The 15,753-nt window shown below is 75.2% G+C and carries 9 protein-coding genes; 5 read left to right on the top strand and 4 right to left on the bottom strand.

What is annotated here, in order from left to right; all coding sequences use genetic code 11:
• The first annotated feature begins 172 nt into the window (after nucleotides 1-172).
• The 3 genes from ABD979_RS17115 (at nucleotide 173) to ABD979_RS17105 (ending at nucleotide 7,955) form a co-directional block, all read left to right on the top strand.
• A complete protein-coding gene (locus tag ABD979_RS17115) occupies nucleotides 173-4,429 on the top strand; it encodes an FtsK/SpoIIIE domain-containing protein (protein WP_345508722.1) in 4,257 nt (1,418 codons plus the stop codon).
• A 331-nt stretch (nucleotides 4,430-4,760) separates the two neighbouring features.
• Nucleotides 4,761-5,714 carry an acyl-CoA thioesterase gene (locus tag ABD979_RS17110; protein ID WP_345508721.1) on the top strand — a complete coding sequence of 318 codons (954 nt, stop codon included), beginning with the start codon at nucleotides 4,761-4,763 and terminating at the stop codon, nucleotides 5,712-5,714.
• A 156-nt stretch (nucleotides 5,715-5,870) separates the two neighbouring features.
• On the top strand, nucleotides 5,871-7,955 hold the full coding sequence (locus tag ABD979_RS17105) for a PhoX family protein (RefSeq protein WP_345508720.1): 2,085 nt from the start codon (nucleotides 5,871-5,873) through the stop codon (nucleotides 7,953-7,955).
• A gap of 73 nt (nucleotides 7,956-8,028) precedes the next feature.
• Here ABD979_RS17105 and ABD979_RS17100 read toward each other — a convergent pair whose 3' ends face one another.
• Both ABD979_RS17100 and ABD979_RS17095 read right to left on the bottom strand, forming a co-directional pair.
• Nucleotides 8,029-10,266 carry a VCBS repeat-containing protein gene (locus ABD979_RS17100; RefSeq protein ID WP_345508719.1) on the bottom strand — a complete coding sequence of 746 codons (2,238 nt, stop codon included), beginning with the start codon at nucleotides 10,264-10,266 and terminating at the stop codon, nucleotides 8,029-8,031.
• A 122-nt stretch (nucleotides 10,267-10,388) separates the two neighbouring features.
• On the bottom strand, nucleotides 10,389-11,315 hold the full coding sequence (locus ABD979_RS17095) for a DNA-3-methyladenine glycosylase family protein (RefSeq protein ID WP_425584001.1): 927 nt from the start codon (nucleotides 11,313-11,315) through the stop codon (nucleotides 10,389-10,391).
• 94 nt (nucleotides 11,316-11,409) lie between these two features.
• Between ABD979_RS17095 and ABD979_RS17090 the strand changes: the two genes are divergently transcribed.
• Together ABD979_RS17090 and ABD979_RS17085 are read left to right on the top strand one after the other, a co-directional pair.
• Nucleotides 11,410-12,153, top strand: coding sequence for a DUF3105 domain-containing protein (locus ABD979_RS17090; protein WP_345508717.1), 744 nt, complete (start codon nucleotides 11,410-11,412; stop codon nucleotides 12,151-12,153).
• A 28-nt stretch (nucleotides 12,154-12,181) separates the two neighbouring features.
• Nucleotides 12,182-12,616, top strand: coding sequence for a nitroreductase family deazaflavin-dependent oxidoreductase (locus tag ABD979_RS17085; protein ID WP_345508716.1), 435 nt, complete (start codon nucleotides 12,182-12,184; stop codon nucleotides 12,614-12,616).
• 45 nt (nucleotides 12,617-12,661) lie between these two features.
• Here the strand turns inward: ABD979_RS17085 and ABD979_RS17080 are convergent, their stop codons facing one another.
• A complete protein-coding gene (locus ABD979_RS17080) occupies nucleotides 12,662-13,600 on the bottom strand; it encodes a lysylphosphatidylglycerol synthase domain-containing protein (RefSeq protein WP_345508715.1) in 939 nt (312 codons plus the stop codon).
• Between the two features lie 69 nt (nucleotides 13,601-13,669).
• The gene (locus ABD979_RS17075; protein ID WP_345508714.1) at nucleotides 13,670-15,721 is read right to left on the bottom strand and encodes a glycosyltransferase; all 2,052 of its coding nucleotides are present in this window, start codon (nucleotides 15,719-15,721) and stop codon (nucleotides 13,670-13,672) included.
• Nucleotides 15,722-15,753 lie beyond the last annotated feature (32 nt).

Raw genomic sequence — 15,753 nt, 5'->3', positions numbered from 1 at the left:
GGGGCGGAATCCACAGCCTCCCGGGACAGCCCGGGGCGAACCCAACCAAATCGGTCAGCCCCGAATTCGCTTGTCCACCGGTGTGATCCACCACCTGTGGACAACTCGCTCCGTCACCGTCACCGGTCGGGTTGCATCGGACCAACGGCCCGCCCGCGTGAGAGGAGGACACGTGCGGATCCCCCTGACCGTCGTCGACCCGCACGCGGGCGGGCCGCCCTGTGACCTGCTCGTCGAGGCGCCGCCCGGCACCCCGTTCGGACGCATTCGCGCGGAGGTCGCCACCGCTGCCGGGTGCGACGGCGGACACCTCGTGTGCGACGGGCGCCCGGTCGGCGACGACGCCGAGCTCGGCCGGCCGCCGCTGCTGCGCGGCGCCGTGCTGACGACCGGAGGCGGGGCCGGTGACGCGCCCGCGGCCGGCACCGTCGAGCTGCGGATCACCGGTGGACCGGGGGCCGGGCGCGTCGTGCGCCTGGGGCGCGGCGAGCACGTCCTCGGTCGGGCGGCCGGTGCCTCGGTCCGCCTCGACGACCCCGGGGTGTCCCGGGCCCACGCCCTCCTGGTCGTGCGTGCCGACGGAGTCCGGATGCGCGACCTGCAGCCGACCAACCCGTCAGCCGTCGACGGGCTCCCCGTGCCGACCGGTGGCATCCGGCTCGAGGACGGCCGGCACGTCGTCGTCGGCTCGACGTCCCTGACGCTCGGGCGCCCGCGCCTGGCCATCGGCCGGCACGAGGTGCGCGACGGCGTCGTGCAGGTGCACCGGCCGCCGCGGTTCGTCGACACGAGCCCAGCCGCGAGCGTCCACGTTCCCGAGGAGCCGCAGCGCCCCGACCCTGGACGGATGCCGGTGCTCGCCTCGGTGGCGCCGCTCGTCGTGTCCGCGGCGCTGGCCGTCGCGCTCGACGCCCCCGCACTGCTCCTCTTCGCCCTCCTCTCCCCCGTCCTGCTCCTGGGCCAGTGGTGGAGCGACCGCCGCGCCGGTCGCACCTCCCACCGGCGCCGGCTCCGGGCGCACGCAGCCGCCCTCGCCCACGCCGAGCAGGCCCTGCTGGCCGCCGCCCGCGACGACGCCGCCCGACGCCGGGACGCCCACCCCGACCTCGGCGTCGTGGCCGCCGTCGCCACCACGCGGGCCACCCGCCTCTGGGAGCGGCGGCCCGGGGACGCCGACCACCTCGTGGTGCGCGTGGGGTGCGCCGACCAGCCCGCCCGCACCGCGGTCACCGGCTCCGTGCCGGACGCCGTCCCGCTCGCCGACGACGCGCCCGTCCTCGTCGACCTGACGGCCGCCGGCGTCACGGGGGTCCACGGCCCCCGGGCAGCGGGGGCGTCCCTGGCCGGGGGCCTCGTCGCCCAGCTCGCGTGCTGGCACTCTCCACGCCACCTGACGATCGAGCTGCTCGCCGCCGCGGCGTCACCCGGGTGCGAGTGGGACTGGCTGACCCTCCTGCCGCACGCGTCGCTGCGGGACGGCACGTCGGCGCGGATCGCGCTGGGGCCACGTGAGGTGGGCGAGCGCGTCGCGGCCCTGCGTGCCCTCGTGGTCCTGCGCCGACAGGCGGCCTCCGACCTGGACGAGCACCGGACCCGCCTCGCCGCCGACACCGTCGTGCTCGTCGACGGGCCCGACGCGCTGCGGGCCGTGCGCGGGTTCGCCGAGCTGCTCGCGGAGGGCCCCGCCGCCGGCATCGTCTTCGTCTGCCTCGGCGCCGACGCGCGGGCGCTTCCCGCGGAGACCCGCGTCACCGTCGAGGTCGACGCGCGCGAGGGGACCGCGACACGGCGCGACGGCAGCGGCACGCTCACCGGCATCCGGGCGGACCTGCCCACCCCGGGCTGGCTCGAGACGACCGCCCGCGCCCTCGCCCCCCTCATTGACGCGACCCCCGAGGCCGGCCAGGCCGCGCTGCCCGACGAGGTCTCGTTCGTCGACCTGCACCGTCGGGCCGGCACCGACCCCACCGACGCCCGACAGGTGGCCGAGGCGTGGGAGCAGGGCAACGGCCGCCCGCGAGCGCTGCTGGGGGTCGGCGCCGCCGGCCCCTTCCACGTCGACCTCGAGACCGACGGCCCCCACACCCTGGTCGGCGGCACGACCGGATCGGGCAAGTCCGAGCTGCTCCAGGCCCTCGTCGCGGGGCTCGCCGTCACGAACCGTCCCGACGAGCTGGCGCTGCTGCTCGTCGACTACAAGGGCGGCTCGGCGTTCGGGGCGTGCGCCCGGCTGCCGCACACCGTCGGCCTCGTCACCGACCTCGACGGCCACCTCACCTCGCGCGCCCTGACCTCCCTCGACGCGGAGATGAAGCGCCGCGAGCAGCTGCTCGCCCGGGCCGGCGCGAAGGACCTCGAGGCCTACCGCCTCCGGGCGGCCGTATGCGCCGACCTGCCCAGCCTGCCCCGTCTCGTCATCGTGCTCGACGAGTTCAAGGCCCTCGCCGACGAGTTCCCGGACTTCATCGCCGGGCTCGTCCGCGTCGCCGCGCTGGGCCGGTCGCTGGGCCTGCACCTGGTGCTCGCCACCCAGCGACCGTCGGGTGTCGTGTCGGCCGACATGCGGGCCAACGTCGCCCTGCGCATCGCGCTGCGCGTGCGCGACCGGGCCGACAGCACGGACGTCATCGATGCGGCCGACGCCGCGGCCCTCGAGCCGCGCACCCCCGGACGGGCCTGCGTGCGCACCGGCGACCACGAGCTGACGACGGTGCAGACCGCGTTCCTCGGCGGCCCGGCCGCACGGCACGCGGCCGGTGAAGCGGTCACGGTGCGCGCGCTCGACCCACGGCGCCGACGACCGACGACGACGGCGGCGCCCTCGCAGCCGCGGCCCGCCACCGAGCTCGACGCCGTCGTCTCGGCCATGCAGGAGGCGGCGACCCGGCTCGGCATCCTCGGCGCCGCACCGCCCTGGCTGCCGGCCCTCGCCCGTGTTCTACGCGTTACGGATCTCCCAGTCCTGCAGCGCGATCCACCCCTTGGTGGCGTGACGAGGACACGTCGCGACGCCGGACCGGTGATCGCGCTCGGCCTCGTCGACGTGCCGGCGCAGCAGCGCCAGGACGTGCTGACGTGGGACCTGCGGGACGGTGGCCATCTCGGCATCGCGGGCGGCTCGCGCAGCGGGCGCACGACGGCACTCGTGACGGTGGCCCACGGCCTGGCCGTGGCGACCAGCCCGGCCGACGTGCACGTCCACGTGCTGACGGGTTCGCCCCCGCCGGAGGGCCTCCGCTCCGCGCTCGAAGGCCTGCCCCACGTCGGCACCGTGACCGGTCCGGACGACCTGGCCGTCACCCGACGACTGCTCCGCCGGCTCGTCGAGATGCTCGAGGCGGGCGAGCCTCCCGCCGCGCACACGGTCGTCCTCGTCGACGGGTGGGAGCCGCTCGAGGAGGCGCTCGCCAGCGTCGAGCACGGGGCGCCGCTCGACGACCTGCATCGACTGGTCCGCGACGGACCGGGCGCCGGGCTGCGGTTCGCCGTGACCGGAGGACGGGCGATCCTGTCCGGCCGCCTGCCAGGACTGCTGCGGCAGCGGCTCGCGCTGCACCTTCCGGACCCCCTCGACCTCGCCCTCGCGGGGATCGCTGCCGATGCCGCCGGCACGCCGCGTCCTCCGGGGCGCGCGATCGACGTCGGCAGCGGCCTCGAGGTGCAGCTCGCGGTCCCCGGCACCGACGCCTCGCTCTCCGCCACGCTCGCCGCGCTGGAAGAGGCCGCGGGCGCCATGGACGCCGCGTCGACCCGTCCCGCTCGACCACCCTGGCGCCTCCGGTCCCTTCCGGGCGACGTCGGCCTCGGCGTGCTGCCCCGCGAGGACGAGCTGCTGGTCGTCGGGCTGGGCGGCGACGACTGCCTGCCGGTGGGCATCCCCGTCGGGAACGGCCACCGTCGGGCCCTGGTCGCCGGTCCCCCACGCTCCGGACGGTCGAACACGTTGCGGTGCCTGGCGATCCGCCTGCTGGAACGTGGCCGTGCCGTCGTCGTCGTGGCACCCCGGCGGACGGAATCCGCTGCGTGGGCGGACTCGACCGCTGCCCTCGTGCTCGGCCCGTCGGACCGGGAGCAGCTCGTCGGGACGTTGCGCCGCACGCCGCCCACGTGCCTCCTCGTCGACGACGTCGAGCTGCTCGAGGGCAGCGAGGTGGAGGCGGTGCTGCTCGAGGCCGTCGGGATCGTCGACGACAGCGACGGCCTGGTCGTGGTGGCCGGTGACCTCGCGCGCGCGGGCGCCGCCTACCGCGGCCTCGTGCCCGCCGTGGCCCGCGACGGCCTCGGCATCGTGCTCGGCGCGACGGCGGCCTCCGACGGCGACGTGCTCGGCACGCGGCTCGAGCTCCCGCAGGAGCGCCGTCCCGGGCGAGGCTTCCTCGTCCGGCACGGCCACGCGGAACCGATCCAGGTCGCGCGAGCCGATCGGTGAACCGTCGGGCTACGTCACTGACCCGCCACGCGGGTCAGTGACGTAGCCCCCACACCCCCCAGACGCCGAGCCGCACCCCCTGCGCCCGCTACGTCACTGACCCGCCGGGCGGGTCACTGTCGCAGGCGCCACACCCCCCAGACGCCGAGCCACAACCCCTGCGCCCGCTACGACAGTGACCCGCAACACGGGTCAGTGACGTAGCGGCAGGACCACACCCGACGCCTGGACCTCCGGACTGTGGGCCCGCAGCTCGGACGCGGACAGCGGGGACAGGCGGGCCCGGCGTCTGTCACCCTCGTGGTCACCACCACGGCCGAGGAGGAGCACCATGACGCGCGGCGCCCGCGAGATCACCCTGCGGTTCCTGGCGGCGCCGACGGATGCCGGCTACTCCGGCACGGTCGGTGGTGGCCGGGTGCTCGAGTGGATCGACAAGGCGGGCTACGCCGCCGCCGCGGGGTGGAGCGGGACGTACAGCGTGACGGCATACGTCGGCAACGTGCGCTTCTCGCGACCCGTCGAGGTGGGCGACCTCGTGGAGGCGACGGCCCGCGTCATCCACACAGGCACCTCGAGCATGCACATCCTCGTCACCGTCTCGGCCGGCAACCCGCGCGACGGGCGGCTGCACCCCACGACCGACTGCATCATGGTCTTCGTCGCCGTCGACGGCTCGGGCCGACCGACGCCGGTCCCCGCCCTCGTCGCCGAGACCGACGACGACCGGCACTGGCAGCGCAGCGCCGTGCAGCGCATCGATCTGCGCGCCGAGATCGCCGAGGCGATGGCCGCGCAGACCTACAGCGACGCCGGCACGGCTCCCCGCGTCGTGCTCCGCTTCCTCGCCGCCCCGACCGACGTCAACTGGGGCGGCAAGGTGCACGGCGGCATCGTCATGCGCTGGATCGACGAGGCCGCCCACGTGCTCGCCACGCAGTGGACCGGGTCGGCCTCGAACGTGGCCGTCTACGCCGGCGGGGTGCGCTTCTACCGGCCGCTCCACATCGGCGACCTCGTCGAGGTGGAGGCACGACTGCTGCTGACCGGCACCTCGAGCATGCACGTCAGCGTGCACGTGCGCTCCGGCAACCCTGCCGCGACCGGCGAGCTCGCGCTGACGACGCACTCCCTCATCGTCTTCGTACCGCTCGACGCCGAGGGGAACGCTGTCGCCGCCCGACCCTGGGAGCCCGTCAGCGACGAGGACCGGGCCCTGCGCGACCACGCCCGCGCCCTCGTCGAGATGCGCAACCGCATCGACGACGCTCGGCACATCCCCTGAGCAGCAGGACCCGCCGACGGACGGATGCGTGCTGTTCACCGGGCGGTCACCGCAGCGGCACCCGCCGGGCCGCCCTGCGCTCCTAGCGTTCCGAGTGGTCGCCGGCCGCGCCGACCAGAGGGGCGCGGCGGACCCCGTCGCCGAAGGAGCACCACTGTGAGCCCCACCCTCCTCCCCCTGATCTCGACCCCCCGCCACGGCTCGCGCAGCCGGATGACGTGCCGCTTCCGCTGCAACGACGCGTGCGACGCGCCCGTGCCCAACGAGTCGGACAACCCCGCCATGCGCGACCTCGTCGAGGGCGCGCTCGCCCGCCGCTCGGTGCTCAAGACCGGCGCGCTCGGCGCCGGCGCCCTCGTCGTCGGCGGCCTCGCGACGGCGGCCCCCGCCGCGGCAGCAGCCGGCGGCTCGACCACGTCCGCTGCGTCCACCGCGGCCGCGGCCCGCGGAGGCCGGCACTGCAGCCACGACGTCAGCAGGGCCGCCTTCACGCCCGTCGCGCCGAACCGCACGGATGCCGTGACGAACGCCCCCGAGTTCACCCACAACGTCGTCATCCGCTGGGGCGACCCGGTCGAGGCCGGCGCCCGCCGCTTCGACGTGCACGCCCAGACCCCCGAGGCGCAGGCGAAGCAGTTCGGCTACAACAACGACTACGTCGGCGTGCTCCCGCTCGACGGCCGCCGGGCCCTGCTCGTGACCAACCACGAGTACACGGACGAGAACCTCATGTTCCCGGCCGGCGAGTACGACGACGCGACCATCAAGAAGATCGCGATGGCCGCCCACGGCATGTCGGTCGTCACCATCGAGCGCGGGCGCGCCGCCGGCTCGTGGATCCGGGCCGACCACCGCCGCTCGCGCCACAACCGGCGCATCACGGTGCACACCGAGTTCGCCTTCCACGGCCCCGCCGCCGGGCACGAGCTCCTTCGCACCGAGGCCGACCCGACCGGCATGCGGGTCAACGGCACCTTCGGCAACTGCGCCGGCGGCACGACGCCCTGGGGCACCGTGCTCTCCGGCGAGGAGAACTTCAACGGCTACTTCGACGCCAGCGGTCCGGTCGACGCCGCGAACGCCGCGTCGTTCAAGCGCTACGGCCTCGCCACGACGACCACGACCAACCGCGGCTGGTCGGACGTCGACGAGCGCTTCGACCTCGCCAGGCACCCGCACGAGGCCTACCGCTTCGGCTGGGTCGTCGAGGTCGACCCCCTCGAGCCGACCTCCACCCCGGTCAAGCAGACGATGCTCGGCCGCTTCAAGCACGAGGGCGCGAACGTCACCATCTCGAAGTCCGGCCACGCCGTGGCCTACATGGGCGACGACGAGCGCGGCGACTACATCTACAAGTTCGTCTCCGCCGACCGCTTCCGCCACGGCCGCTCCCCCGCCGCCCGGCGCCACAACAAGACGCTCCTCACCAAGGGCACGCTCTACGTTGCGAAGTTCACCGGCGACGGCACGGACGACGGCGTCTTCGACGGGTCCGGCGAGTGGCTGCCGCTCACCTCGCACCACCGCTCCCACGTCCCCGGGATGAGCGTCGCGGAGGTGCTGGTCAACACCCGCCTCGCCGCCGACACCGTCGGGCCGACGAAGATGGACCGCCCCGAGGACATCGAGCCGAACCCGGTCAACGGCAAGATCTACTGCGCCCTGACGAACAACTCCGACCGCGGCGTCAAGTACCCGACGGACGAGACCAACCCGCTCGCCTCGAGCATGGTGCGGGCCGAGCTCGGCGCCCCGCTGACGAGCAAGTCGGGCAACCGCAACGGCTACGTGCTCGAGGTCACCGAGCGCGGGAACGACCACACCGCAACGAGGTTCGCGTGGGACCTCTTCCTGGTCTGCGGTGACCCGACGGCGCCGGAGACCTACTTCGCCGGCTTCGACAAGAGCAAGGTCAGCCCGATCAGCTGCCCCGACAACGTCGCCTTCGACGGCGCCGGCAACCTCTGGATCTCGACCGACGGCAACGTGCTCGGCTCGAACGACGGGCTCTTCCGCGTGCCGGTGGCCGGTCCGCGTCGCGGCCACGTCGAGCAGTTCCTCACCGTCCCGTTCGGTGCGGAGACGTGCGGGCCCCTCGTGTCGCGCGACCAGCGCTCGGTCTTCGTCGCGGTGCAGCATCCCGGCGAGACGGACGGCGCCACCTTCGAGTCGCCGTCGAGCACCTGGCCGCACACCGACGGCTTCCCGCGCCCCAGCGTCGTCGTCTCCTACCGGAGGTGACGACCCGCAGCTGAACGGACGCAGAGCGGCCCGGCACCCACGGACGGTGCCGGGCCGCTCTGCTCGTCGGGACTCAGGCGGTGAGTAGGAACGAGCCCCAACCGGTGCCCTCGCTGTAGGACCCCGGGACGAAGGCGCCGTCGCCGTAGATCTCGTAGCCGCGCAGCTCACCGGACGCCGTGCGGGCCCAGACGAGCGCCCGGCCGTACGTCGCCTCGCTCACGGTGATCGAGGTGAAGCCGCCCCAGCCGCTGCCGATCTGGCGCCGGGCGAGGAAGCCGCCGGTGCCGTTGCCCGGGTAGAGCAGGAGGCGGCCGGCGCCGTCGCGGGCGATGAGGTCGGTGCGACCGTCGAAGTCGACGTCGCCGCTCGCGACGAGCGCCGTCATGCCCGACCAGCCGGTGCCGACCTGCGCGCGCGCGGCGAGCGTGCCGCGGCCTGTGCCGGGGTAGAGCCACAGGGTGCCGCGACCGTCACGGGCGAGGATGTCGGCGATGCCGTCGCCGTTCCAGTCGCCGGGGCCGACGACCGTGTAGCCGCCCCAGCCCGTGCCGAGCCGCGTGCGCTCGAGGAAGCCGCCGCTGCCGAGGCGGCCGCGGTAGAGCCACAGGGTGCCGTCGACGTCGCGGGCGACGAGGTCGGCCTGGTCGTCGCCGGTGAGGTCACCGACCGAGACGAAGGTGCGGTAGAGCCCCCAGCCGGAGCCGATCTGGGCCCGGCCGTCGAGCTCCATGCCGGTGTTGCGGTAGGCCCACAGCGCGCCCTTGCCGTCGCGCGCAAGCAGGTCGTGGTGACCGTCGCCGGTGCGGTTCGAGGTGCCCTTGCCCTGCACCTGGCGCACGTCCCAACCGTGCAGCGTCGTGCTCGACGGCGCCTCCTCCCAGCCGATGGCCGAGAGCTCGTCGTCGCTGCCGTCGGCGGCCCCCGCGAGGTCGACCCGGTGGACGCCGACCGTGTAGGCGTTCGCGTCGGCGGGGTCCGGCACGTCGCGCTCGACGAAGAGCGAGCCGTCCGTCGTCAGGCGCGGCGAGGCGAACGAGTCGGTGGCGGACGAGCGGACCGTCGCGACGACGCCGTTCGTCGTCTTGCGCTTGAGCGTGCTCCGCGCGCCGTCGTCGGTCGTGAACCAGATCGTGCCGTTCGGCGCGACCTCGGGCGTGTAGCCGCCGGAGGTCCCAGCGAGCGGCGTCACCGTCGTGCACGTGCGGCAGAGGACGCCGAGGCCGTCGTCGTCGGTGCCGAAGGTGCTGACGACGAGGCTGCCGTCGGCGCGCCAGGCCGGCTCGGCCACGGCGGGGACGGTCGTCACCGACCGGACGGCGTGGGCGCCGAAGAGGTCGACGAAGCCGACGCCGATCGGCTCGCCGCCCGCGTCGTAGCGCGAGAAGGCGAGGGTCTGGCCGTCGAAGGAGAAGGCCGGGTCGGCCGGCATGACGCCCGCGCCGAGGTCGACGGTGAAGACGACGGCCGACGTGCTCGCCCGGCGCACCTCGAGGACCGGGTGGCCCGCCGGACCCGCAACGCGCGTGACGGCATACAGCCGCCCGTCGGCCGAGAAGGCAGGCGCGACGAAGCGCTCGGCGGACGACGAGCGCGAGCCCTGGTCGTACTCACCCTGCTGGTAGACGCCGGTGCTCGCGGCAACGACGGCGTCGACCGTGCCCCAGCCGTCGCGGGTCCACGTGCCCTGGTAGTACTCCGTCGCGCAGTCGCGCACGACAGTGCCGTCGCCGCGCTTGGCCACGAGGCGGTAGAGGTAGACGGAGCGCTGGTTGATCGACGCGTCCTTGACGGTGCCCGATGCCGCGGCGACCGTGGCGACGGACCGCCAGGCACCGCCGTCGCGCTGGCGCTGGAGCACGATGCTCGACGCGCCGGGGACGGCGACGTGCACGACGGAGCGCTCGGCGAGGGTGTTGACCCACAGCTCGTCGTTCGAGCAGCTCGTCAGCCCGGCGGCGGGGCTCGGTGCGGCCTGGACGCCTGCGCCGCGGACCGCCGACCCGACCCGGGTGCCGGCCTGCGGCGTGGCGCCCGCGTGCGACGTCGCGCGCAGCGCCTTCGGCAAGGCCCGGCCGGTCGAGGCCGCGGCGACCGTCCCCGCGGCGGCGCGCGGCGACAGGTGCACGGCGTCGGCGCCGTCGGCGAGGACGTGTCCGGTGCGGCCACGCTGGCCCTGGGGGTCAGCGCCCGTCGAGCCGGAGGTGGGACCTGCAGCGGCGCCCGCCGGCGTCGCGAGCGCGATCGGGGCGAGCAGCGAGGCTGCGAGCCCGAGGACGAGGCCCGAGGCCCCGGTGACATGACGAGCCATGCGGCTTTTTCTCCCCTGTGAGCGGTGTCGGCCGGTGGAGCACCGACCGGCTCGGACTCTAGGTCACCAACCCCACGAAACAGGGCGGAATGGGCCAAGCCCGTCACAGGCTCCGGCTGCCGTCAGCGCCCCTGCGTGGGCAGGTGGGTCCGCGGCGCCATCCGCGCCCCGCGCCGGGGCCGGTGGTGGCCGGCGAGGCCGAGGAGCGACTGCACGCGGTAGCGGTGCCCGCGGTAGGGCTCGAGCAGCTCGGCCATGCCGTCGTCGTCGACCGGGGTGCCGGTCAGGGCCCACCCGATGTCCTTGGCCACGTGGTAGTCGCCGAAGGACGGCGAGTCGGGGTCGCCGAGCGCGCGCTGGGCCACCTCGGCAGCGGTCCACACCCCGATGCCGGGCAGGGCGCGCATGCGGCGGTGCGCCTCCGCGACCGACACGGACAGGCCCTCCTCGAGCCGGCCGGCATATCCGGCGGCCCGCACGAGCGTGCGCGACCGCGCACCGTCGACCGACGCCTGCAGCCACGCCCAGGACGGGATCGCGGCCCAGCCGGCCGGGGTGGGCGGGGCCATCAGGCCGGGGAACGGGCCGGGCGCGGGGGTGCCGTAGCGGCGCACGAGCACGCGGTAGCCGGAGAACGCCTCCTGGCCGGTCACCTTCTGCTCGATGACGGCCGGGGCGAGCGCGTCGAAGAGCAGGCCCGAGCGCGGCACGCGCCAGTGCGCGAACCGCCGCCAGGCCTGCGCGACGACGTCGTGGTGGGGCACGAAGCCGGAGGCGTCGTCGCCGTCACCGAGCAGGGCGGGCACGGAGTCGAGCAGCCACTGCGCCCCCGGGCCCCACGCCTGCGCGTGCACCTCCGAGCCCCGGGGGTGGCACACGAGGTGCAGGGTGCCGACGCCCGCGGGGGTCTGCACGGCCCGCGTCACCGACCCGTCCGCGGCGAACCGCGACGTCGGGTCGCCCGACCCGCGGCGGAACACCCCGAGCTGGGCCCGCAGCGCGATGACGCGCTCGGTGCGCCAGAGGCGGCTGGACGGTTCGGGCACCACAACATCCTCGCCTACACTCGGCACCGTCGGGCACCGGGAGGGTGACTGCCGACGCCAGCGACTCACGACCGCACGCCGACAGGAAGTAGGAACGATGGCCCGCGAGACGAGCCGAGACCGCCGCGAGCGCGTGGCGGCCATGCAGGCCGAGCAGAAGAAGGCCGAGCGCCGTCGCCTCTTCGTCGTCATCGGCGCCTGCGTGGCCGTGCTCGCCATCATCGCCGGGGCCGTGACGTGGGCCATCGTCGGTGAGCAGAACAAGAAGGACGAGGCGCTCGCCGCCATCAGCGGTGACGCCGCCGCGGCCTCGTGCGACCCCGTGACGAACGACCCCGCCACGGGCTCGAGCGACCACGTCGGCCCGGGCACGAACACCCCGACCCTCACCAAGGTCGACTACGCGACGGTGCCGCCCTCGAGCGGCAAGCACTTCGTCGCCCCCGCCGTCGACAGCCGCCGCGTCTACACGACCGCCGACCGGCCGGCGGTCGAGACCCTCGTGCACAACCTCGAGCACGGCTACACGATCCTCTGGTACGACCCCTCGGTCGAGAAGGAGCAGGCGAGCTCGTTCGCCGCGCTCGCCACCCGCGTCAACGCGATGCAGGAGGCGGGCAACAAGTTCCTCGTCGCCCCCTGGGACACGAGCCGCGGCGCCTTCCCCGCCGGCAAGAAGTACGCGCTGTCGCACTGGGGCGCCGACGTCGACCAGTCGACCGGCAAGGTCTCGAACCAGATGGGGCACCGCCAGCTGTGCGGTGGCCTCAACACCACCGTCGTCGAGGACTTCGTCAAGAAGTTCCCGTGGAGCTCGGCCCCGGAGCCCGGCGCGGCCTGACCCGCACCGCCCGGGTTAGCCTGAGCGCATGGCCACCACCGACGAGTACGTCCCGAGCCCCAGCGACTGGGTGCGCGACCAGGTCGACACCATCGCCCGCACCGGCACCACCGACAGCGTGCACATCATGGAGCGCCCCGTCGTGCTGCTCACCATGCGGGGCGCCAAGTCCGGCGCGATCCGCAAGGTGCCGCTCATGCGCGTCGAGCACGACGGCTCGTTCGCGGCCGTCGCGAGCCAGGGTGGCGCCCCGACGCACCCGCAGTGGTACCACAACCTCCTCGCGCACCCCGACATCGAGCTGCAGGCCGGCACCGACACGTTCCCCGTGCGGGCGCGCGAGCTCGAGGGCGACGAGCGGAGCCAGTGGTGGGAGCGCTGCGTGGCCGCCTACCCGCCCTACGCCGAGTACCAGACGAAGACCGACCGGCTCATCCCCGTCTTCGTCCTCGAGCGCCGCTGACGCACGCGCCTCCCGGCCTGAGCCCACCGGCCCAGGTCGCGTGGCTCAGTCCGCGCGGCGCTCGCTGACGAGGTGGTGCGACCGCGCGTAGAGCCACCCGCCGAGCGCGGCCAGCACGTCGACGATCGTCACGAGGAAGCGCGACATGATCGCGACGGCCGCGGCCGCGGGCGTCGGCATCGCCGTCGAGAGGATGAGCGTCAGCAGGCCCTCGCGGGCGCCGAGACCGGCGGGCAGGACGATCGTCAGCATGCCGAGCGAGACCGACAGCGCGTAGCCCGTCATCGACGCGACGGTGAGGTCGGGGTGCATGCCCTCCCCCGCCACCGCCCGGGCGAGCAGCAGCGTGTGGACGCCGAAGCACACCCAGACGAGCAGGAAGACGACGACGGCCCGGATGACGGCCCCCGTCGACAGACCCTGCTCGAGCGGCTCTCGCCGCATCGTGCGCAGCATCCGGTCGATGATCGCGTTGAGCAGGCGCGGCACGCAGAGCACGACGAGGATCGGGATGCCGAGCAGCAGCCACCAGTCGAAGCCCGACGACTCCCGCGTCAGCAGGAACGACGCCGCCGGGAGCCCGACGAGCAGACCGGTCAGCAGCGCGAGCCCCAGCGCGAGCAGTCCCGTGACGGCCGTGCGCCGGCGCGGCACCTTGAGGTGGCTCGCGATGTCGGCCTGCACGAGCACCGACCACAGCGAGCCCGGCAGGTACTTGCCGAGCTGCCCGACGAAGTAGACGCCCGAGGCCGGGGCGAGGTGCAGGTCGGAGCCGAGGTCGCGCAGCAGCGTCTTCCAGCCGATCATCGTCAGCCACGTGCCGGCGACGGCCGCGAGCCCCGAGGCGGCGAAGGTCTTCCACGACACCTTGCTCAGGTGCACGGACACGTCGGCCCAGTTGCGCGCGACCGCGTAGACGACGGCGGCGAGCGTGACGAGGGCGATGCCCACGCGGAGCGCGGTGAGGATCCGGTGTCGAGTCATGGCCGCCCCATCATGGCAGCGACCAGCCGCCGACCCCGCATCCGCGCGCCGGTCACGCCGCGCCCGCGCTCAGCGCCGCCGCAGGGTGAGCCGCACGAGGCCGTATGCCGCGTCGTCGGCCCGCGCCCGCGAGCCGGCCTCGCGCATGCGGGCGTTGACGTCGCCGTCGAGGTCGCCGACGAGCACGAATCCGAGGTCGTGCGCGCGGGCGAGCACGCCGCGGACGTCGGCCGGTCCCAGCGCGCCCTCCGCCGCCCGCGGCCCGATCGGAACAGTCACGACGAGCAGGCCCCCCGAGCGCAGCGCCCACGACGCCTGCTCGAGCACGTGGTCGACGTCGTCGGCGTCGCACCCGTCGGGGTGGATGCGCACGATGACGTCGAGCGAGCCGGCGTCGACGTCGAGCGCGGCCACGCTCGGCTGGGCTCCGGTGAAGTCGATCTCCACCGGGGCGAACCCCACGGCGCGGGCCCACCGGGAGAGCAGCGACCGGCTGCCGCCCTCGTCGACGATGACGGCGCTGCGGCGGCCGTCGTCGCGCACCCGCAGGATCGCCGCGAGCGCGCCGAGCGCCGCCCACGCGGACACGCTGTCGAGCGAGCGCGGCAGCCCGAGGATGCGGGCGAGACGGCGGGCGTCGTCCGCCTCGTCGGGCTCACCGAGGACATCGGTGGCGAGCACCCACTCGGGCAGGTCGCTCCGGCGCAGCGTGACGAGGCGGCGCCGCGACGCGACGGCGTGCGCGGCGGCTCGGCGGCCCCGGTCGGCCGCGTCGGCGACGGGGCGCACGACGGACCGCGCGAGGGCACGCGTCGCCGCCGACCGCATCCGGGCGGGGCGGGAGCCGCCCTCGGGGCCCTGGCCGGCGTCGTCGCCCGCGCCGTCGTCCTCGTCCTCGCCCTCGTCCGCGCTGTCGGCGCCGACGTGCTGATCGGTGTCGACCGAGAGCGCCTCGAGCGTGCCGAGGTAGTGCGCCCACGGCCCGGAGAGGTCGGGGGTCTGCACGCCCTCGGCGAGGCGGCGGCGCAGCTCCGGGTCGCCGAGCCGGCGCAGGGCGGCGGCGAGCGCCGGCTCGTCGTCGGGCGGGACGAGCAGGCCGTCGACGCCGTCGTGGACGAGGTGCGAGAAGGGCGCGACGCCCACGGCCAGCACGGGCAGGCCGTGCGCGTGTCCGAGCGCGACGTCCTGTGTGGTGCTCGCGGAGCGGTGCGGCAGGGCGAGCACGTCGTGCTCCGCGAGGAGGGCGGCCAGCTCGTCAGCCGGCACGTGGCCGTCGCGGACCTCGACGCGGCCGGCGAGCGCCGGGTCGGCCGCTCGGTGCTCGATCGTGCCGCGGGTGGCGGTGGTCAGCTCGCCGGCGACGGTCAGCGTCACGTCGGGCGCCGCGCGCATGGCGCGGAGCAGCAGGTCGACCCCCTCGGGCTCGTGCACCCGACCGAGGGCGAGCAGGCGGGTCGGCCCCGGCCGCGACGACGGCCCGGACGGCTCGCCCGCGCGCAGGTGCGGCGGCAGGTCGACGACGCGGACGCGCCGGGCCCCGAGGCGGTGGGCGGTCTGCTCCTCCTCGGCGGCGTGCACGATGACGGCGTCGACGCGCGAGAGCAGGGCCCCCACGAGACGGGTGTCACCGACGTGGTGCCCGGCCGGCAACACCTCGTGGCAGACGACGACCGACCGCGCCCGAACGCCGGGGTGCGTCCCGTCGGGCCCACCGGGCGCGGCGGGCAGGGCCCTGGCCGCACGCAGCAGGGCGAGGTGGGCCGGGGCGTCCGCCGTCGCGACGTGCACGACGACGACCGCGTCGACGTCGCGCAGGTGACGGCCGACACGCACCCAGGTGTCCGGCCGCGCCCACGAGAGGGCCCGGACGGTGCGGGCGAAGGGCTGCACCGCGGGCACGTCCTCCGGCGGGGCGTCGGACGCCCTGCGTGGGCGCCACGCGGGGCGCGGATTCGCCCACGACACGAGCGTGACGTCGTGGCCGGCATCCGTGAGCAGGTGGGCGAGCGTCATCGTGTGGGCGGACGCCGCGCCCGGGTGCGGGTGGGTGGGACCGACGACGGCGATGCGCAGCGCTGCCGGTCCGGTCGGCGGGGGTCCCGGTGAGAGCGCGTCCGTCATGGTGCCCCGACTCTAGTTGGCCGGCCGCCCGC

The organism is Terrabacter aeriphilus (assembly GCF_039542985.1).
GTDB classification, from domain to species: Bacteria; Actinomycetota; Actinomycetes; order Actinomycetales; family Dermatophilaceae; genus Terrabacter; species Terrabacter aeriphilus.
Note: the sequence above shows the minus strand (reverse complement) of the source record. Positions and strands in the feature narration are given on the sequence as shown.